This is a genomic window from Stenotrophomonas sp. P5_A8 (assembly GCF_056400545.1).
Window position 1 is genome coordinate 1 of the sequence record NZ_JBFULB010000006.1, and the last position, 20067, is coordinate 20067.

Genomic DNA, 20067 nt, shown 5'->3' on the forward strand with positions numbered 1-20067 from the left:
GCATCGCTGCGAGGCGCATCGCTGCGAGGCTTTTAAAACTTGGCGCCCGAAGTTGGACTCGAACCAACGACCCCCTGATTAACAGTCAAGTGCTCTAACCGGCTGAGCTATTCGGGCGGGGTGCGCATTGTAGCCCGTTTTTTACAGGATGTAACCCGTTTCCCGCGAAATTCTTCACACAGGTTGCAACGCGTGCGATCAGGCCCGGTGATACGGATGGTTGGCCAGCATCGCCGCCGCGCGGTACAGCTGCTCGGCCACCACCAGCCGCACCAGCATGTGCGGCAGCGTCAGCGGACCGATCGACCACTTCTCGTCGGCCAGTGCCGATACCTCCGACGAATGTCCTTCCGGCCCGCCGATCAGGAACGCCAGGTCCCTGCCCTGCCCGCGCCAGTGCTCCAGACGCTGCGCCAGCTGCTCCGAACTGAGCTGCCGACCCGGCACGTCCAGCGCCACCACGTAGGCATTCTTCGGCAATGCCGCGATCACCCGCTTGCCCTCCTCATCGGTGGCACGGCGCGCATCGCGGCCCTTGCCGCGCAGGCCCGGCTCGATCTCCACCAGCTCGAACGGCAACCAGTGCGAAAGGCGCTTCTGGTACTCGGCAAATCCCTGCGCCACCCACGCAGGGGCGCGCTCGCCGGTGGCGATCAACCTGGCCTTCATCTGCACTCTCCCGGCATCGGGGCGATGCCGTTGAAATGACAACGGCGCCATCGGCGCCGTCATCGTGACTCCAACGCGAGCGCTCAGCGCGCGTCGTGGTTGTACTCGTCGCCTTCATCAGCGTCGTCGAGCAGGCTCGGCGGCTGATCGCCGACCGTCCACAGACGCTCCAGCGCGTAGAACTCGCGCACGCGCGGCAGCATCACATGCACCACCACGTCGCCCAGATCGACCAGCACCCACTCGGCTTCGCGCTCGCCTTCCACGCCCAGCGGCATCATGCCCAGCTGCTTGGCGAACTTGACCACCTCATCGGCAATCGACTTCACGTGCCGGCTGGAGGTGCCCGAGGCGATCACCATGTAATCGGCGACGCTGGACTTGCCGATCACGTCGATTTCGACGAGATCCTTGGCCTTCAGTTCTTCGGTGGCCTTGCGCACGCACTCCAGCAGCTGGAGGGTGGACGGCGCCGGATTCGGCATTTGGACCTTGATGGTCTGGGGCTGGGCTTGGTTGCTCAAAGCGGGTGGACTCGATAAATGTGGGGCCGATTATACGGGCCCGGGCGCCCGAGCGTATTCACGGTGAAGGGGCGCCGTACAGGCCGCGCTCGGCGATGTAGTCGGCCACCACCGCCGGCAGCAGCGCCCGCCAGTCGCCGCCGGTCGCGATCCGCTGGCGTACCGCACTGGCCGATTCCTCGCGCAACGGGGCCTGCAGCCGCAGCACGCGCCCGGCCGGCGCGCCCAGCAGCTCGCGTTCGTGGCGGGCCCAGCGGCCCTCCAGCGCGGTGGCCAGGGCCGGCGGCAGGTCCTTCTCCAGCGGGCTGCCGGGACGGTCGGCAACGATGAAGTGGGCCAGCCCGAACAGTGCCTCCCACTCATGCCAGCCGGTCAGGCCAAGCAGGCTGTCGGCGCCGACCAGCCAGGCCAGGGGCTGGTGCGGGCCCAGCTCGGCGCGCAGTTCGCGCAGGGTGTCCACGCTGTAGGACGGTACCCCCGGCTGGCGTGCCGCCCGCGCCAGCTCGCGGCGATCCAGCAGCAGGCCCGGCTCCTCGCCGATCGCCAGGGCCAGCATGTGGGCGCGTTGTTCAGCATCGGCACCCGGTGGGGCGCGGTGGGGCGGGTCGGCGGCTGGCAGCAGGCGCACGGCGACCTGCAGCTGGTCGCGCGCGGCGCGGGCGATGGCCAGGTGCCCCAGATGCACCGGATCGAAGGTGCCGCCGTAATGGATGCGCAGGCCCATGCCGCTCAGGCGCGGGCCAGCAGGCGCACCGCGCGGGCTTCGGACACCGCCAGCAGCAGGCGTTCCACGCCCAGCCAGGGATCGCCGTCGGCGCGCCCCTTGGCCATGCGGTCGACCAGCCCGGCCTCGGCCACGAAACGGTCCCAGCGCCTGGGCTCGGGATGACGCTGCAGGGCGCGCTTGAACGGGGCCTGGCGCGATTCCCAGATGCCACGGCTCTTCATCTCTGCGGCCACGTTTCCGCCACGCGCCTGCACCCGCGCCAGTCCGGCGGTGGACAGCAGCTCGCGGATCACCATCGGCATCAAGGCGGCCACCGCTTCACCCTCCCCGCGCAGCCCGGCCAGCATCCTCAGCACCGCCGCCGGCTGCCCGGAGAAACTGGCTTCGAGCAGGCGGAAGACGTCGTAACGGGCCGCATCGGCAACCAGCGACTCCATCGTCTGCACGTCCAGGGTCTGGCCGGCGGCCAGCAGCGCCAGCTTGTCGATCTCCTGCGCGGCGGCCAGCAGATTGCCTTCCACCCGCTCGGCCAGGCGCTGCACCGCGGCCGGCTCGGCACGCAGGCCCTTGGCGCGCAGGCGGCGCTCGATCCAGTCGGGCAGTTCATGCGGCTTGATCGCCCAGGCCACCGACAGCACGCCGACGCGATTGACCGCCTCGGCCCACTTGCCCTGGTGGGCCTTGCTCCATTCGTTGCAGGTGATCATCAGGATCACGTCCGGCGCCGGGTTGGCGCAGAACTGGCTGATCACCTCGGCGCCGTCCTTGCCCGGCTTGCCGCTGGGCAGGCGCAGCTCCATCAGCCGGCGGGCGCTGAACAGGCTGGGCGCATTGAAACTGGCACCGACCTGGTCCCAATCGAAATCGCGGCCATCGGCATCGAACACCTCACGCTCGTCGATGCCATCGGCACGCGCGCGGGCACGCACCGCATCGGCCGCTTCGAGGACGCGCAGGGTTTCCGGACCGGCGATCAGGTAAACCGGTGACAGCCCCTGGCTGGCCGGTTGACTGGCGAGTTGTTCGGGTCGCAGTTCCATCCTGGCGCGCCGGTCCGCGGGCGGACCGGTCAGTGCCCCTGGGTGGGGGCGGCCGGCGGCGGCACCGGCGGTTCGACCGGTGCGGTGGCCGGGGCGGCCGGCTTGGCCGGCACGCGGCCTTCCATCTCGGCCCGCACCACGCTGTCGATACGACGCATGATCGACGCCGACATCTCACGACGCAGTTCGTCGGCCAGGATTTCGCGCTCGGTGGTGGTACCGGTGGCGTCGGTGGGCGGCGACACGTAATCGCGCGAGAGCTCGATCACCTGCTGCGGCACCAGCTCGCTGCCATCCTCACGCAGGAACTTGAAGATCACCGCGTAGCGCAGGCTGTATTCCTGGGCGCGGCCCTGTGCATCGATGGCGATCGGCAGATCACCCCAACGCTCGGACATCACCTGCAGCTGCGCGACCTTGCCGGTGCTGCCCGGTTCGGCGGCGCTGTCCGGCTCGGCGACCTGCGCGCCCGACGCCTGCAGCCCGCGACGCAGCAGCTTGGCCAGTTCGCTGTAGGGGGCGCTGGAGACCACCTGCACCGCGGCGGTGTCGGCCGGCAGCATCAGCTTGTTGCGCATATGGAAGCCACACCCGGCGAGGGTCGCGGTCAGAACGAGGGCAAGCAGGAATCGGGTCATGGGCACAGTCTGGGGGAGCCGGGCGGGCGCGGCAACAGGCATAGAAGATGCCCGATGCCGCGTGAACGTGACTTGAGACAGACGGCCGCGGTCAGGCGGCCACGATGTTCACGATCTTGCCGGGCACGATGATGATCTTGCGCACGGTCAGGCCGTCCAGGAACTTGGCCGCGTTCGGCTCGGCCAGGCCCAGCGCTTCGATCTGGTCGCGCGCGGCGTCGGCGGCCACCTCGATGGTGCCGCGCAGCTTGCCGTTGACCTGCACCGCCAGCGTCACCGCGTCGCGCACCAGCGCGGCCGGATCGGATTGCGGGAACACCTGGTCTTCCAGCAGCGTCTCGCCATGGCCCAGCACCTGCCACAACGCATGGCTGGCATGCGGGGTGATCGGGTTGAGCAGCAGCACGGTGGCCTGCAGCGCTTCCTGGCGGACCGCGCGGCCCTGCTCGCTGACATCGTCGAACTTGGCCAGGGCGTTCATCAGTTCCATCACCGCGGCAATGGCGGTGTTGAAGCTGTGGCGGCGACCATAGTCGTCACTGACCTTGCCGATGGTTTCATGGGTCTTGCGACGCAGTACCTTCTGCTCGGCGCTCAGTGCAGCCACGTCCAGCGCCGGGGCGACGCCCTCGGCGGCATGCTTCTGCACCTGGGCCCACAAGCGGCGCAGGAAGCGGGCCATGCCGTCCACGCCGGCTTCGTTCCACTCCAGCGACTGTTCCGGCGGCGCGGCGAACATCGAGAACAGGCGCACGGTGTCGGCCCCGTACTTGCCCACCATCGCCTGCGGATCCACGCCGTTGTTCTTCGACTTGGACATCTTCTCGGTACCGCCGATCACCACCGGCTGGCCGTCGGCGATCAGGGTGGCGCCGGTGATGCGGCCGCGCTCGTCGCGCTGCACGTCCACGTCGGCCGGGTTGATCCAGTCCTTGGAGCCATCCGGGTTGGGCCGGTAATAGGTTTCCGCGATCACCATGCCCTGGCACAGCAGGTTCTGCGCCGGTTCGTTGCTGTCCACCATCCGCGCATCACGCAGCAGCTTGTGGAAGAAACGGAAGTACATCAGGTGCAGGATCGCGTGCTCGATGCCACCGATGTACTGGTCCACCGGCAGCCAGTAGTTGCCGCGCTTGTCGACCGCATCGCGGGCGCCGGGCGAGGTGTAGCGCGCGTAGTACCAGCTCGACTCCATGAAGGTGTCGAAGGTGTCGGTCTCGCGCTCGGCCGCGCCGCCGCAGTCCGGGCAGGTGGTCTTGCGCCATTCCGGGTCGGCCTTGATCGGCGAACCGGTGCCGACGAAATTGACGTTTTCCGGCAGCACCACCGGCAGCTGTTCTTCGGGCACCGGCAACGCGCCGCACTTGGGGCAGTAGATCACCGGGATCGGGCAGCCCCAGTACCGCTGGCGGCTCACGCCCCAGTCGCGCAGGCGGTAGTTGACGCGGCGCTGGCCCTGGGCCTTGCGTTCGAAACGCTCGGCCAGGGCTTCGAAGGCACCCTGGAAGTCCAGGCCATCGAACTCTTCGGAGTTGACCAGCTCGGTATCGCGGGTCTTGTCGCCGTACCAGTCCTGCCAGCGGGTGGCGTCGTAGGCCACCTCGTCCTTGCGCGGCGTCTTCAGCGCGATGACCTGCCGGATCGGCAGTCCGTACTTGTTGGCGAATTCGTTGTCGCGCTGGTCGTGGCCGGGCACGGCCATCACCGCGCCGGTGCCATAGCCCATCAGCACGAAGTTGGCCACCCACACCGGCACCTGGGCGCCGGTGACCGGATGCACGGCGCGCAGGCCGGTATCCATGCCACGCTTTTCCTGGGTCTCCAGTTCGGCTTCGGACACGCCGCCCTGCTTCATCTCGGCCAGCAGCGCGGCCAGCGCGGGATTGGTCTTGGCCGCATGCTGGGCCAGCGGGTGCTCGCCGGCGATCGACACGAAGGTCACGCCCATCACGGTGTCCGGACGGGTGGTGAACACGCGCAGCGGATCCAGCGCGCTGCCGTCGGCATCGCGCACGTCGAACTGGATTTCCAGCCCTTCGGAGCGGCCGATCCAGTTGCGCTGCATGGTCTTGACCGAATCGGGCCAGCCCGGCAGTTCATCCAGGCCGTCCAGCAGTTCCTGGGCGTAATCGGTGATGCGCAGGAACCACTGCGGAATCTCGCGCTTTTCCACCAGGGCGCCCGAGCGCCAGCCGCGGCCGTCGATGACCTGCTCGTTGGCCAGCACGGTCTGGTCGACCGGGTCCCAGTTGACCACCGCATTGCGGCGGTAGGCCAGGCCCTTGCGCATCAGCCGGGTGAACATGCGCTGCTCGTGCACGTAGTACTCCGGCGTGCACGTGGCGAACTCACGCGACCAGTTGATCGCATAGCCCATGGACTTGAACTGGCCACGCATGTGCTCGATGTTGGCGTAGGTCCACTTGGCCGGTGCGGTCTTGTTCTTGATCGCCGCGTTCTCGGCCGGCAGGCCGAACGCGTCCCAGCCCATGGGCTGCAGCACGTTGTACCCGGTCATCCGCTTGTAGCGGCTGATCACGTCGCCGATCGTGTAGTTGCGCACGTGGCCCATGTGCAGCGCACCGGACGGGTACGGCAGCATCGAGAGGCAGTAGTACTTCGGCTTGTCCGAGGTCTCGGTGACCTCGAAGGCACGCGTGGCATCCCAGAACTTCTGGGCGGCGGATTCAACCTGCTGCGGATCGTAAACGTTGGGTTCGACGCTGGTCATGGAAACGCTAGTGCGGCGGCAAAGCGGGAGAGGATACCGCAGTGCGGCAAGGCGCTCCAATCGAGCACCGGAACGCCCGGCCCGCCTCGCTCTCCCGCCGGCGCAAGCCCCACGGTGCGCTGATCGGGGGGGGCGGGACGCCGTGCCAGGGGCGCCCGCACGGTAAGAACCTCAGACTGGAACGCGGCTTTTCCCGCCAAGGACACAGGAGATTCCCTATCCCGGGCCGACCGCCGCCTGCAGCAGCCTTGTGGCGCAGGGGTTGCCCGGCTCCCGGCCCTGCACGGCCAAGGCCGCCCTTTCGGAGCCGATCAAGGAGATACACATCATGCAGCGCATTGCTCAGGCGGCTCTTGCCGTCGGCATGGCCATCGGCGGGGTTGCTTCGGCCCATGCCGCCAGCTTCAATTGTGCCTACACGCTCGATGACGGAAGTTTCGGGATGTACCCGGTGGAGGCGGCCGATGGCACCGATGCCACCAACCAGGCCATTGTGCTGATCCGTCGGGACCATCCAACGGCCGGCTTCACCCTTCAGTGCCACGAAGACTGAAACCAGCGGGGCGCTAAATCGCGCCCCGCACCTTGCGCAACGCTACCGGTAGCGCCGCCACCAGCCACATCGCCCAGACGGCGAAGGCCAGCCGCTGCGCCAGCGGCGCCGGCATCCATGCCTGCAGCACGAACGCGGCCAGCACCATCCCCGCCGCGCAGCCGAGGTGCAGGAACGCCTGCGCGCGCCAGCCCGGCACGCGCAGCGCACCCAGCCCATACAGCAGTGTGCCCGGCGCGAATGCCAGCACCCACACCATCCACGCACTGGCGTGGAACTGGCTGGCCGGGCTTTCGATATCGCTGGCATCCAGCGATAGCAGCCCCATCGCGGCGAAGCCGGCCCCGGCCAGCACAAGCAACTGGACGCCCACGCGCAGCGTCCAGGGCGCCGTGCGCGGCACCCGCCGCAGCAGGCGCAGCGCCACGCCGCAGGCCAACGCCCCCGGCAGCACCAGCGCCAGCCAATTGAACGCCTGCGCATGCGGCACCCCGGTTGCGCCCAGCAGCGCTACCGGATGCGACAGCGCGCGGTACCCCGGCAGCGCCGCACCGAAGCCGGCGACCGCCACAACGAACACAAACGCGGCAAGCGCGCCGATGCCGCGATCGATACGGGGTGAAATGTGCATGAAGGTCTGCCTGGGCCCAAGGGAACGCCGCGCATTGTCACCGGTTTGCGCCGATCCCGTGCGTCGGGGTTGCGTCCCGCAACCGGCGCACCCATACACTGCGTACATCTTTACTCGTTGATTGCCGACCATGAGCGAATTGCCGCACGTCTTCGACGCCACCACCGCCACCTTCGAAGCCGAGGTCCTGCAGAAGTCCCTGCAGACGCCGGTGCTGGTGGATTTCTGGGCTCCCTGGTGCGAGCCCTGCAAAACACTCGGCCCGATGCTGGAAAAGCTGGCTGGCGAATACCACGGCGCATTCGAGCTGGCCAAGGTCGATGTGGACCAGGAGCAGCAGATCGCGGCCGCCTTCCAGATCCGCTCGGTGCCGACGGTGTTCCTGGTCAAGGGCGGCCAGTTGGTCGACGGCTTCCCCGGCGCGCTGCCGGAAGGCCAGATCCGCGAGTTCCTGACCCAGCACGGGGTTACCCCGGCCGAGCCGGTCACCGAGGCGGTGGCCGAACCGGAGCCGCTGGATCCCCAGGCCCAGGTGGATGTGCTGCGTGCTGCGATCGCCGCCGAGCCGGACAAGGACGAACTCAAGCTGGACCTCGCCCTGGCCCTGCTGCAGACCGGCGCCAGCGCCGAAGCCAGCACGCTGATCGACGCGCTGCCCGCCAACCTGGCCACCGACGACCGTGCGGTGCGCGCCCGTGCGCGTCTGGATTTCGCGATTGCCCTGCAGGATGCGCCCGCGCCTGAGGTGCTGGACGCATGCATTGCTGCCAACGGCGATGACCTGCAGGCCCGCCACCTGCGCGGTGTGCAGCTGCTGCTGGGCGGGCAGGACGAGGCCGCGCTGGAGCATTTCCTGGAGATGCTGCGCCGCGACCGCGGTTTCGCCGAAGGCCTGCCGCGCAAGCTGCTGATCGATGCCTTCAAGGTGATCGGGGACGATGACCTGATCGGCCGCTACCGCCGGCGCATGGCCTCGCTGCTGTTCTGATCCCGGCGCGGTGTCGCCCGGGAGATGCCGGATGCGACACCGACTTCTAACGGATTCCACGTGTCCTGGGCGTGATCCCGGTCACGTTCAGAAACCCTGCACGACGCCCGGGCAATAATGCCGGCGCGGCGTATTGGACGTCGCGATTCATTCGGGGGGATGAGGTCTGGGCCCATCGGGGTCGCAGGGCTACGCCCCGCCCTGCTGGGCCAGATGACCGTGAGTTCGATGCGCTTGCCACACGTTCCCTCCCTGAGCGGCCGCCTGCTGATGCTGGCGGCCCTGCTGTTGACCGCCCTGCCCGTGTTGGCCCAGGACTGGACCTACCGGGTCCGTCCGGGTGACACCCTGTGGGACCTCGGCGCGCGCTATCTCAAACCGTCGGTGCCCTGGGAAAAGTTGCAGGCGCACAACCACGTGGCCGATCCGTATCGCCTGCCGCCGGGCACCCAGCTGCGCTTTCCCATCCCCTGGCTGGCCGTGCAACCTGCGCCGGCGCGTGTGCTGGCCGTCCGCGGCCGGGTCCAGGTTGGCGATGCCGGTCGGACGACGCTGCGTGCGGTCATCGAAGGTGAGCTGCTGACGATCGGCCAGCAACTGGTCACCGGCGCCGACGCCAGTGTCACCATCGCCTTCGCCGATGCCTCGCGGCTGCAACTGCGCGAGAACTCGCACCTGCGCCTGGACCAGCTGAGCCGCTACGGTCGCACCGGCATGGTCGATACACGCCTGCGCCTGGAACAGGGCCGCACCAGCAGCCGGGTGACGCCGGCCAAGGGCCCGGCGTCGCGGTACATCATCGACGCCCCCAGTGCGACCAGCAGCGTGCGCGGCACGGTGTTCCGGGTCAGCGCGGGCGATGCCACCCATAACGCGTCCACCGAGGTGATCGAAGGCAAGGTGCAGGTCGGCAATCGCCGCGGCCAGCGCCTGGTCACGCGTGGCCAGGCAAGCCGCAGCATGTCCGCCGATGCACGTCCGGGCGACGTGGAAGCCCTGCTGCCCCGACCGGTGCTGGACCCCGCGCGGCTGCACCTGGATCCGCTGCCGGCGCAGCTGTCATGGTCGGCGGTGAGTAGCGCCGCTCAGTACCGGGTCGAGGTGGTCCGTGCCGACCAGCCGGAGATCCTGCTGTTCGCCCGGGACACTGCCGCCACCACCCTGACCGTACCCGACCTGCCCCCGGGCGAGCTGCGCCTGCTGGTGCGCGCGGTCAGTGCCGATGGCGTGGAAGGCCTGGATGCCGAGCGCGACTTCGTGGTGCCCGACCAGCCGGTGGCCCCGTTGACGGTGCGCCCGGTCAACCAGGAAACCGTCAACAGCGCGCGGCCGCGATTCGAATGGAGCCAGGTCAGCGACGCCGAGGCCACCGTGCTGCAGATCGCGCGCGATGCGCAGTTCCTCGAACCGGTGCTGGAGCAGGAGAGCCGCGGCACCCATCTGCGCCCGACCCAGGCGCTGGCGCCGGGCGCCTATTTCTGGCGCGTGGCGTCGCGCGATGCCGCCGGCCACCGCGGCCGTTTCGGCCAAACGGTGGCGCTCACCCTCAGTGATGCCCCGGTCGATCCGGCACTTCAGCCGCCGCAGGCCGCCAAGGGCCAGTTGACGCTGCGCTGGCAGGCCGGCGCGCCCGGCCAGCGCTATCGCGTGCAGCTGGACCGCAAGGGCGATTTCGCCCAGCCGCTGCTGGACCGCGACGTCGATCAACCCGAGGTCTCGCTCAAACGTCCGTGGCACGGTGCCCTGCACGTGCGCGTGCAGTACATCGACGACGATGGCTACGCCGGCCCGTTCTCGCCGGCGCAGCAGATCAAATTGCCCTGCCGTACCTGCTATGGCGCTGGCGGCGGCGCGCTGCTGTTGTGGTTGCTGCTGTGAAACCCCTGCTGCTGTCCTGGCCGCAACGCATCGTGCTGTCGACCCTGGTCGGCGCGCTGGCGGCGGCGGCCAGTCATTTGCAGTGGTTCTGGCAGCAGGATGAAGCGGTGTACGACGCTTACGTCGGCCGTTGGGAATACCGTCCCGACCCACGCCTGCTGATCGTGGCGATCGACGACAACAGCCTGCAGCAGATCGGCCAATGGCCGTGGCCACGCGCCACCCACGCCCAACTGCTGGACCGTCTCACCCAAGCCGGCAGCGCGCGGGTGGTGCTGGATCTGATGCTGTCCGAACCGGACCGCCAGGATGCGGCGCAGGACGCCGACCTGGCCGCGGCGATCCGCCGCAACGGGCATGTCGTGTTGCCGGTATTGGCCGCCCCGGCCAGTGGCCCACGCATGGCCGAGGAACTGCTGCCGATCCCGCTGATTGCCGCCAACGCGGCCACGCTCGGCCACAGCGACGTCGAAGTGGATGCCGATGGCGTCGCGCGTGGACTGTACCTCACCGCCGGGATCGGCTCACCGCACTGGCCGGCCCTGGGGCTGGCGCTRGCCGACACGCCCGGCCCGCTGCCGGGCCTGCGCGATCCCGATCCGGCGCAGTTTTCGCCCTACCAGTGGCGCCGCAACCACTACGTGCGCGTGCGTTACGCCGGCCCACCGGAGACCTTCCCGCAGGTGTCCTACGTGGACGTGCTCAACGGCGAGGTCGATCCGGCACTGCTGCATGGGCGGCGGGTGCTGGTCGGCATGACCGCCAGCGGCATCGCCCCGCGCCTGCTCACCCCGACCACCCGCGAGCATTGGATGAGCGGCAGCGAATACCAGGCCAACGTGGCCTCGATGCTGCTCGATGACAAGGTCATCCGGCTGCTGCCCACGCTGTGGCAGGACCTGCTCAGCGGGGTGCTGGTGGCGCTGTGCTGCCTCGGCCTGACCCTGCCGCGGGCGGCGGCCAGCGCCCTGCTCGCCCTGCCCGTTACCCTGCTGATCAGTTTCGTGGCGCTGCGTGCCGGCAACGTGTGGTTCGCCCCGGCCGCCGCACTCACCGGCATGCTCGCGGTGATTGCCGCCTGGGTGCTGTGGCGCATCAGCGCATGGCGACGCCAGGCCAACAGCGATGCACTGACCGGGCTGGGCAACCGGCTGCGCTTCGAGCAGACCCTGCAGCAGGAACACGAGGCCGGCCGCCGGAGTGGCCGCCCGCTCAGCCTGGTGCTGATCGACGTGGATCATTTCAAACACCACAACGATCTCTACGGCCACCATGCCGGGGACAGTGTGCTGCGCCAGATCGCCGGCGAAATCGGCGCCCATGCACGCCGCCCGCGCGATATGGCCGCCCGCTTCGGCGGTGACGAGTTCGCCCTGATCCTGCCCGACACCAGCGCCGAGGGCGCCGTGCAGGTGGTCGAGGATCTGCTGGCGCGGACGCGGGCCATGGAGGTCCCGGCCGGGCCGGGGCAGACCCTGCAGATCACCCTGACCGTGGGCATCTTTACCCGCGTACCTGCCAGCGACAGCGAGCCGCGCCATTACTTTGAAGGCGCCGATGCGGCGCTGTACCGGGCCAAGGCGGCAGGCCGCGACGGCTATGCGGCCGATGACGGCGGCTGAGCCCACGCGCACACCATACGCAGGCGAATGTTAGACTCCGGCCACCTTCCCCTGCGTAGCCCGTCCCGATGAAGGCCACCGTTTTCCGCCATGGCATCAACCTGTGGCCGCCATTCCTGTTTACCGGCATCCACGTCACCGAGGTCAGCGACGACTACCGCCACGTGCGCGTCGAACTGCGCATGCGCCCGTGGAACCGCAACTACGTGGGCACCCATTTCGGCGGCAGCCTGTTTGCGATGACCGATCCGTTCTGGATGCTTACCGTGATGCAGAACCTGGGCCGCGATTACTACGTATGGGACCGCGCCGGTGCCATCGAGTTCATCAAGCCCGGTCGTGGCACGGTGACGGCCGAGTTCCGCCTGGATGATGCACTGCTCGACCAGCTGCGCGCGGCGACCGCCGGTGGCGAGAAGTACCTGCACTGGTTCAGCAACGACATCCTCGATGCGCAGGGCGAGGTGGTCGCACGCGTGCGCAAGCAGGTCTACCTGCGGCTCAAGCCTGACGCGCGCAGCCCCAAGGCGCCCGACAGCAAGGGTTGATCCGGCACGTGGTTGCTATTCTCGGTGCCCCTGCGTTTCACCGACGACCTCATGCGCCTGCTGTCTGCTGCCCTGCCCCTGCTGTGCCTGCCCATGCCTGCGCTGGCCCTGGAGGTTCCGCCGGTGGCGTATCCGCGTCTGCCGACTGTCGCCAGCAGTGCTGAAGGCTTCGTTCCAGACGGGTGGCGCATCGAACAGCGCCTGGACGGCGACCTCAACGCGGACAAGCGCGCCGACCTGGTGCTGGTGCTGCGTCAGCAGGACCGGCACAACGTGGTCGAGCATGAGGGCTTGGGCATCAGCCCGCTGGACAGCAATCCACGCCTGCTTGCCGTCGCATGGTCCAACCCGGACGGCAGCTATGCGCTGGCAGCGCAGAACCACACCCTCATCCCACGCCACGAATACCCGAACATGTCCGATGTATTCGAGGACGGTTCCGGCGGCGTATCGATCGTGCGCGGCACGTTGCAGGTGCAGCTGTATTTCTTCTCCAACGCCGGCAGCTGGTCCACCGGCTCGACGACCTTTACCTTCCGCTGGCAGGACCAGGCCTTCGCGCTGATCGGTTACGACAGCCAGTCGCTGATGCGCAACGCCGGGGAAACCGAGGCGCTGAGCATCAACTATTCCACCGGCAAGCTGCGCCGCGCGCATGGCAGCATCGAAGACGACCGCGACCAGGTGCAGTGGGAAGCGCTACCGTCGGCCAAACGCTGGACACTGAACAGCATTGGTGATGGGGCAGCGTTTCAACCGTTGCCCTAGCCACGGACGCCCGGCGCCCGCGTGGCGCCGACGTCATGCGTTACTGCGGCTGCCAGGCCAACGGCAGCCGCGCGCGGATCATCGCGCTCGCGTCGGTGGAAGGCCGCGCAAAGCATCGCACCTGCACGCCTCGACCATCGGCGCTGGGCTGCAGCGGGCGGTGCGCGCTGCGGAGTGGATCGGGCAATCGTGCCAGCGTGGCCATCGCACCCTCGCCGTCGTTCGGCTGCCCACGCAGCCACAGCATCGCCGCGGCCAGCCGCAGCTGCGCGCCCGCGTCCTGCATGCGCCAGTTGTACTCGTCATACGCCGGCCCGGCGATGTCCTGCAGCATGCAGCCCACCGCATTGGCCACGCACTGCAACGACCACACCGACGGCGGCGTGGCCAGCGTCACCCTGCGGTCGTCGCGGATCTGTTGCTGCACCTCGGTCGCGCAACTGCGAGACAGCAGCGCGGCACTGCGTGCCTGGGTCTTTTCCGTGTCGTACAGCCAGCGCGATTGGCCGTCCGGCAGGCGTGCGGTTGCAGCGCGCTGGAAGGCGAACTCCCCGCGCATGGGCACGCACAGGTCCAGCTCGGCCACCGTCGGTGCGGCCAAGGCCTGCTGGCAGATCGTCGGCAGAGATGCATCGGCCGGCAGCTCGGACATTATCTCGGTGAACAGCGACGCATTGCGACTGGCCATGGCACCGCCCACCATCGCCACCAGCAGGCTGTCGCTGCTGCGCATCAACATGCGCCCGGTGCCGATGTCCTCGCAGACGCCCTGCAGGGCCTGGCTGCTGTTGCCGCGCACCTGTTCCAGCGCGTGCAGCGACAGCCGCTCCATCAACGCCTGAATCGGCGGAAACGGCATCGACACGTCACTGGCGAACAGATTGCGGTAATGGTCGTTACGGCCCAACGCGCTGATGCGCGCGTGCAGCCCGTCATGCCCGCGATGCGCCTGGGCCACCTCCGCCGCATGCGCGCGTACGTCGTCCAGGCAACTGTCGGTGGCGCGCCCGCACCAGCCGTGGGCGGGCGTGGCCTTCGGGTATCGCCCTTCGGCGACGCTGGCCGTCCACGGCTGCGAGGTTTCCGCGGCAATCGCCTGCGCGAACGCCTGCGTATCGCGTGTGGTCAGCGCGCGCATCCGAGCAGGATCGATGCCGTCATAGGGCAACAGCCACAGCGGCGGGAACGCATTGCGCTCGGGCACCTGGTCGCGCGGCGCGGCCTCCATCGCCGCCAGCGCCGCACGCTCGGCGGCCGGCACCGGCAGCAGCCAGGACACCAGCACCACCACCAGCAGCAGCGCGCCCATCCCGAGCACGGCCATGCCCACCCACTTCACTCCGTTCAACACAGCATTCCTCCAGCGCGCCGCTTCCTGCGGTGGCCGGCAGGGTAATCCGGGCGGCGGCACCGCTACAATGCGGCATGTCGCCCGAAGCCCCCCAACTCGTCCCGCGCCCCTCCCTGCAGCGCCTGTTCCTGACCGGCCTGCTGACCCTGCTGCCGATCTGGCTAACCTGGGTGGTGGTCAAATTCGTCTTCGTGCTGTTGTCGGGCATTTCCAGCCCGGTGGTGGTGCCCCTGTCCGAGCAGATCGCCGCCTCGTTCCCCCATTACCTGGGCTGGGTCAAGGTCGAGTGGATGCAGAACGTGATCGGCCTGGCCGCCACCCTGCTGGTGATCCTCAGCGTGGGCGTGCTCAGCCGCCGGGTGATCGGCCAGCGCCTGCTGCGCTGGTTCGGCGCGGTGATCAAGCGCATTCCGCTGGCCAGCATCATCTACGACAGCGCCAAGAAGCTGCTGGACATGCTTCAGACCGAGCCGGGCAGCACCCAGCGCGTGGTGCTGATCGATTTCCCGCACCGCGACATGAAATCGGTCGGGCTGGTCACTCGGGTAATCCGCGAACAGGGCACCGGTCGCGAGCTGGCTGCGGTGTACGTGCCGACCACGCCCAACCCGACCTCCGGCTACCTGGAAATCGTGCCGGTGGAACTGCTCACGCCCACCGACTGGACCGTCGACCAGGCCATGAGCTTCATCATCTCCGGCGGCGCCGTCGCCCCGGAAACCGTGCCGTTCACCCGCGCCGGAGACCGCTAGAGGCGCGCCACCAGTGACGGCAGCGGGTCTTTACCCCTGCTGACGCGCGGTGGTGCGGCGCTGGCCGTACGCGCGCGGATCGGGCAAGCTCCCCGGTCTGTGTAGTGTTACGGATACCGCCGATGCCCCACCCCGCCCGCGCCCTGGCGCTCGCCATCGCCGCCCTGCTGGTGTTCAGCACCGCCGCACCGGCAGAAGCCGCCAAGAAGAAGGCCAACCGGCCGGCCGCCGCGCAGACCCGGCAGGCCGCCAAACCCAAGGCCAAACCGCGCGCGCGCCCCGCCGCGGCGCCGGCCCGCCAGCCCCTCGTGCGCCAGCAGACCAAGGCCGCCCAGCTCAACCGCATCTACGATGAATACTGGGATGCCTCGATGCGGCTCAATCCGCTGCAGGCCACCTTCCAGGGCGACAGCCGCCACAACGACCAACTGCCCAACATTCTCTCGGCCGCCTACCGCCAGCAGTCGCACGACTTCACCGTGGAATGGCTGGGCAAAGTGGAGAAGATCGGCCCCGATGGCCTCACCGGCCAGGACCTGCTGAGCTACGAGATTTTCGTACGCGACGCGCGCATGTCCGTCGCCGCCGAGCAGTATCCCAGCTGGATGCTGCCGGTCAGCCAGTACTACAACCTGGGCAGCATCATGGCGATCCTCGGCTCCGGCTCGGGCGCCCAGCCGTTCAACACGGTGAAGGATTACGACAACTGGTCCAAGCGTTCGCTGGGCATCGGCCCGCTGTTCGACCAGGCCATCGCCAACATGCGCCAGGGCATGGCCGCCGGCGTCGTGCAGCCGCGCGACCTGATGGAAAAGGTGCTGCCGCAGCTGGATGCGGTGATCAAGCCCACTGCCGAGGAAACCCTGTTCTGGGCGCCGGTGCGCAACCTGCCCGCCGACATTGCCGACACGGAAAAGACCCGCATCACCGCCGAATACAAACGCATGATCGAGTACCGGATCATGCCGGCCTACCGCGCCCTGCGCGGCTTCATCGCCACCGAATACCTGCCTGCCACGCGCAGCAGCGATGGCCTGGGCGCGCTGCCCAAGGGCCAGGCCTGGTATGGGCAGAACATCGTGCAGAGCACCGCATCCACCCTGGATGCGCAGCAGATCCACCGCATGGCCGAACAACGCGTGGCCACCCTGCAGGCGCAGATCGCGGGCATTCTGAAGGACAACAGGATCCGCGGCTCGCAACAGAAAGTGCTGCGCAACATGCGCACGGACAAGAGCTTCCAGTACGCCAATGGCGAGGCTCTGCTCAACCGCTACCGGCAGTTGCAGACCCAGGTCGCCGGCCGCCTGCCGGCCCTGCTCGGCACGCTGCCGAAGGCGCCGATGGAAATACACGCGGTCGAACCCGAGCGCGCTGCAGCCGCCTCGGCGGTGAGTTACCAGCAGCCGCTGCCGGATGGCCTGCGCCCGGGCATCCTGTATGTCAACACCGGCAACCTGGCAAGCCGGCGGCGCTGGGCCACACCGATGCAGTTCCTGCACGAAGGCATCCCGGGCCACCACGTGCAGCTGGGCCTGCAGCAGGAACTGGACAAGCTGCCGCGCTTCCGTCGCCTGGGCGGCGACATCGCCTTCATCGAAGGCTGGGGCCTGTATGCCGAATCGCTGGGTGACCCACTCGGCGTCTACCAGGATCCTTATGAACGCATCGGCTACCTGCAGGCCGCGCTGACCCGCGCCGCGCGCATGGCCGCCGACACCGGCCTGCATGCGCAGGGCTGGAGCAAGCGCCAGGCGGTGGACTACCTGGTCAAGACCGCCGACATCCCGGCCGAAGATGCCACGGCTGAAGTGGAACGCTTCATGGCATTGCCCGGGCAGACGCTGCCCAATGGCCTGGGCGAACTGAAGATGTTCGAGCTGCGCGACCGTGCCAAGGCTGCACTGGGGCCGCGTTTCGACCTGCGTCGCTTCCACGAGGAAGTGCTGCGCGACGGTTCGATGCCGCTCGATATCCTCGATGCCAAGCTGCAGCGCTGGATCGCCAGTGAAACCGCCGGCACGCCGGCGCCCGCCGCCAGTCCCTGACCTCGCCCCGGGAGCCGGCCATGCACATGACACCGCGTCCGCGCTGGATCAACGCGATGTGCATCGGCCTGCTCGCGGCCGGCAACGTCTTCGCCGCGCCGGTGCTGACGCCGCCGGACCCGGGCATCGATGCGTTGTTGCAGCGCTACGACGGCCAGGTGCCCGGCGCGGCGGTGCTGGTGCTGCACGACGGACAGCCGGTGTTCCAGCGCGGCTACGGCCTGGCCGTCCTCGAGGACGGCACCTCGGTGACCGCACAGAGCAACTTCCGCCTGGCCTCGCTGAGCAAGCAGTTCACCGCGGCGGCGATCCTGCTGTTGGCCGAGGATGGCCGTTTGACCCTGGATGACCCGCTCAAGCGCTGGTTGCCCTCGCTGCCGCGCGCCGCCGATGCGATCACCCTGCGCCAACTGCTCAGCCATACCAGCGGCCTGCTCGACTACGAAGACCTGCTGCCGCCCGGTGCGACGGCACAGGTGCACGACAACGACGTGCTGCACCTGCTGGAAACCCAGGACCGCACGCGCTTCGCCCCCGGCAGCCGCTACCGTTACAGCAACAGCGGATATGCGCTGCTGGCGCTGGTGGTGGCCAAGGCGTCCGGGCAGGATTTCGCCAGTTTTCTGAAGGCGCGTATCTTCAGCCCGCTGGGGATGGATGCCAGCGTCGCCCACCAGGACGGCGTGGACGATGTGGCGCATCGCGCGTACGGCTATAGCCAGATCGACGGACGCTGGCAGCGCACGGACCAGAGCCCCACCAGCGCGGTACTCGGCGACGGCGGCATCTATTCCTCGCTGACCGACCTGGCCAAATGGGACGCGGCACTGTACGACACGCGTCTGCTGAAGGCAGCGTCCTTGCGCCAGGCATTCGCGCCGGCCACCGCCACCGAGGAACCGGACGTGCCGTTCTACGGCTTCGGCTGGCGCCTCAACGGCCAGGCGCAATGGCACAGCGGGGAGAGCATCGGCTTCCGCAATGTGATCCTGCGTTATCCCGCACACCGCCTGACGGTGATCATCCTGAGCAACCGCGACGGCCCCGAACCCTATCCGCTGGCGCTGCAGATCGCACGACGCTGGCTGGACACCCTGCAATGACCCACGACCACGGCACCCCGCTGCTCGGCGTCCACCATGTGGCGCTGATCGGTTCGGACTACGCGCGCTCCAGGGCGTTCTACACCGAGGTCCTTGGCCTGCGGGTGCTGGACGAAAACTACCGCGCCGCGCGCGATTCCTGGAAGCTCGACCTGGCCCTGCCCGACGGCAGCCAGCTGGAGCTGTTCTCTTTCCCGCACGCCCCGCCCCGCCCAAGCCGCCCGGAAGCCCAGGGGCTGCGTCATCTCGCGTTCCGGGTAGCGGCGCTGGAGCCGATGATCGCGCGCCTGGCCGCGGCCGATGTCGCCTGCGAGGCGATCCGTACCGACGAATACACCGGCCGCCGCTTCACCTTCTTCGCCGACCCGGACGGACTGCCGCTGGAGCTGTACGAGATCCCGGCCGAGGGCGGCTGAACAGGGTCGGCGGTGCGTTCCGTACCGGAGCGAATGGGTATACAGTCGGGCTGTACCGGCCCTGCGCCGGCATTCACGAACTCCCTGGGAGGGGAAACATGCGCAAGACTTTGAAGACCCTGCTGCTGGCACTGCCGCTGATGCTGGCCGCCATGTCGGCCAGTGCGGCCGATGGTGCGGTCGGCCGCTGGAAGACCATCGACGACAAGACCGGCAAGGTAAAGTCGATCGTGGAGATCACCCAGGCCACCAACGGCACCCTGACCGGCAAGGTGGTGGAGATCCTGCATTCGGACAAGGGCCCCAATCCGGTCTGCGACGGTTGCGAAGGCGCCAACAAGAACAAGCCGGTCAAGGGCATGACGATCCTGTGGAACCTCAAGGCCGACGGCGCCAACGCCTGGTCCGGCGGCACCATCCTGGACCCGGGCAACGGCAAGACCTACAAGTCCAAGGCCAAGCTCCAGACCGGCGGCGCCAAGCTCGACGTCTCCGGCTGCATCGCCTTCATCTGCCGCTCCCAGACATGGGTGCGTGAGTAATCTGGCGCTGTTTGTCTAGTCATTGCTCCGGTGTGGTCGAGGCGTGTGCATCGCCGGTTGGGAGGAAGAGAAAGGCCGAAGCGGCTGCGCCGCTTCGGCCTTTTGCATTTCAACTCCCCCCACACCCCGAACCAAACCGCTCTGGCTTCGGTCTCGGCAGGAAGAAGCTCCTTTCGGTTCGATTCGTTCGGCCAAGTTCGCCTCGCTTAGGCGTCGGCGTCGGCCTCTGCCCCCGCCGTTCCCATGCATACCAGCCAACTGTGGAAGGGTTGGGGTGGTTGAGGTTGCGGGGCCCTCCACCGCATGGATGCGGYGRCGGAGCTTACAKGKGTGAGGGCGCATTGCTTGCGRGGCAYTGCCTCGCATGCGWCCGAACGCMCAGCCGCCAGCGGCTGGGCCGGGCCGCGGAGCGGGACTTGCAGCGTGTCCCGTGAACCTACAGGCCCTCGCACCGCGCAGGAGCATCGGCCGCAGGGCGTTGGCGTTGGACTTGGCTTTGGCTCCTGCTCCTGCCTCCGCTTCTGCCCGAAAATTTGCG

Annotated in this window: 19 protein-coding genes and 1 tRNA gene; 11 read left to right on the forward strand and 9 right to left on the reverse strand. The window is 68.4% G+C overall.

The window, feature by feature from the left end; translation table 11 throughout:
• Positions 1-40: 40 nt before the first annotated feature.
• The 7 genes from AC1DQP_RS00840 to leuS all read right to left on the reverse strand — a co-directional run bounded on the left by AC1DQP_RS00840 (position 41) and on the right by leuS (position 6329).
• Positions 41-117 (reverse strand) — tRNA-Asn (locus AC1DQP_RS00840).
• 81 nt (positions 118-198) lie between these two features.
• Positions 199-669 (reverse strand): 23S rRNA (pseudouridine(1915)-N(3))-methyltransferase RlmH, encoded by a 471-nt coding sequence (gene rlmH / locus AC1DQP_RS00845; RefSeq protein WP_457318760.1) that lies wholly within the window; start codon positions 667-669, stop codon positions 199-201.
• A gap of 83 nt (positions 670-752) precedes the next feature.
• Complete coding sequence (rsfS, locus tag AC1DQP_RS00850; protein ID WP_256775905.1) at positions 753-1154, reverse strand: ribosome silencing factor; 402 nt, start codon at positions 1152-1154, stop codon at positions 753-755.
• Between the two features lie 97 nt (positions 1155-1251).
• Positions 1252-1917, reverse strand: a complete 666-nt coding sequence (gene nadD / locus AC1DQP_RS00855) for a nicotinate-nucleotide adenylyltransferase (RefSeq protein WP_457318757.1) — start codon at positions 1915-1917, stop codon at positions 1252-1254.
• A 5-nt stretch (positions 1918-1922) separates the two neighbouring features.
• Entirely contained in the window at positions 1923-2960 is a 1038-nt protein-coding gene (gene holA, locus AC1DQP_RS00860; protein WP_457318755.1) for a DNA polymerase III subunit delta, read from the reverse strand.
• A gap of 29 nt (positions 2961-2989) precedes the next feature.
• Positions 2990-3598, reverse strand: a complete 609-nt coding sequence (locus AC1DQP_RS00865) for an LPS-assembly lipoprotein LptE (protein ID WP_457318753.1) — start codon at positions 3596-3598, stop codon at positions 2990-2992.
• A 91-nt stretch (positions 3599-3689) separates the two neighbouring features.
• Positions 3690-6329: a leucine--tRNA ligase gene (gene leuS / locus AC1DQP_RS00870; protein WP_478050953.1), complete on the reverse strand. Its 2640-nt coding sequence runs from the start codon at positions 6327-6329 to the stop codon at positions 3690-3692.
• Between the two features lie 250 nt (positions 6330-6579).
• Between leuS and AC1DQP_RS00875 the strand changes: the two genes are divergently transcribed.
• Positions 6580-6882 carry a hypothetical protein gene (locus tag AC1DQP_RS00875; protein WP_478050954.1) on the forward strand — a complete coding sequence of 101 codons (303 nt, stop codon included), beginning with the start codon at positions 6580-6582 and terminating at the stop codon, positions 6880-6882.
• A gap of 13 nt (positions 6883-6895) precedes the next feature.
• On the opposite strand, the gene AC1DQP_RS00880 is transcribed toward AC1DQP_RS00875, so the two are convergent.
• A complete protein-coding gene (locus tag AC1DQP_RS00880; protein ID WP_457322018.1) occupies positions 6896-7513 on the reverse strand; it encodes a DUF998 domain-containing protein in 618 nt (205 codons plus the stop codon).
• Positions 7514-7643: 130 nt separating this feature from the next.
• On the opposite strand from AC1DQP_RS00880, the gene trxA reads away from it, so the two are divergent.
• The 5 genes from trxA (at position 7644) to AC1DQP_RS00905 (ending at position 13317) form a co-directional block, all read left to right on the forward strand.
• On the forward strand, positions 7644-8501 hold the full coding sequence (gene trxA, locus AC1DQP_RS00885) for a thioredoxin (RefSeq protein WP_457318916.1): 858 nt from the start codon (positions 7644-7646) through the stop codon (positions 8499-8501).
• Between the two features lie 213 nt (positions 8502-8714).
• Positions 8715-10379, forward strand: coding sequence for a FecR family protein (locus AC1DQP_RS00890; RefSeq protein WP_478050955.1), 1665 nt, complete (start codon positions 8715-8717; stop codon positions 10377-10379).
• On the forward strand, positions 10376-12001 hold the full coding sequence (locus tag AC1DQP_RS00895) for a CHASE2 domain-containing protein (RefSeq protein WP_457318914.1): 1626 nt from the start codon (positions 10376-10378) through the stop codon (positions 11999-12001). Before AC1DQP_RS00890 ends, AC1DQP_RS00895 begins: the two co-directional genes overlap by 4 nt.
• Positions 12002-12069: 68 nt before the next feature.
• Positions 12070-12549 carry a DUF4442 domain-containing protein gene (locus AC1DQP_RS00900; RefSeq protein ID WP_256775895.1) on the forward strand — a complete coding sequence of 160 codons (480 nt, stop codon included), beginning with the start codon at positions 12070-12072 and terminating at the stop codon, positions 12547-12549.
• Between the two features lie 24 nt (positions 12550-12573).
• On the forward strand, positions 12574-13317 hold the full coding sequence (locus tag AC1DQP_RS00905; RefSeq protein ID WP_457318913.1) for a hypothetical protein: 744 nt from the start codon (positions 12574-12576) through the stop codon (positions 13315-13317).
• 40 nt (positions 13318-13357) lie between these two features.
• Here AC1DQP_RS00905 and AC1DQP_RS00910 read toward each other — a convergent pair whose 3' ends face one another.
• Entirely contained in the window at positions 13358-14668 is a 1311-nt protein-coding gene (locus AC1DQP_RS00910; RefSeq protein ID WP_457318912.1) for a hypothetical protein, read from the reverse strand.
• Positions 14669-14742: 74 nt separating this feature from the next.
• On the opposite strand from AC1DQP_RS00910, the gene AC1DQP_RS00915 reads away from it, so the two are divergent.
• From AC1DQP_RS00915 to AC1DQP_RS00935, 5 genes are all read left to right on the forward strand, one after another.
• Positions 14743-15420: a DUF502 domain-containing protein gene (locus AC1DQP_RS00915; RefSeq protein WP_256775892.1), complete on the forward strand. Its 678-nt coding sequence runs from the start codon at positions 14743-14745 to the stop codon at positions 15418-15420.
• Between the two features lie 122 nt (positions 15421-15542).
• Positions 15543-17468: a DUF885 domain-containing protein gene (locus AC1DQP_RS00920; protein ID WP_457318911.1), complete on the forward strand. Its 1926-nt coding sequence runs from the start codon at positions 15543-15545 to the stop codon at positions 17466-17468.
• Between the two features lie 20 nt (positions 17469-17488).
• On the forward strand, positions 17489-18571 hold the full coding sequence (locus AC1DQP_RS00925; RefSeq protein WP_457318910.1) for a serine hydrolase domain-containing protein: 1083 nt from the start codon (positions 17489-17491) through the stop codon (positions 18569-18571).
• The gene (gene gloA2, locus AC1DQP_RS00930) at positions 18568-18987 is read left to right on the forward strand and encodes an SMU1112c/YaeR family gloxylase I-like metalloprotein (protein ID WP_457318909.1); all 420 of its coding nucleotides are present in this window, start codon (positions 18568-18570) and stop codon (positions 18985-18987) included. The genes AC1DQP_RS00925 and gloA2 overlap by 4 nt, the downstream gene beginning before the upstream one ends.
• A gap of 98 nt (positions 18988-19085) precedes the next feature.
• Positions 19086-19529, forward strand: a complete 444-nt coding sequence (locus AC1DQP_RS00935; RefSeq protein WP_256775889.1) for a DUF2147 domain-containing protein — start codon at positions 19086-19088, stop codon at positions 19527-19529.
• Positions 19530-20067 lie beyond the last annotated feature (538 nt).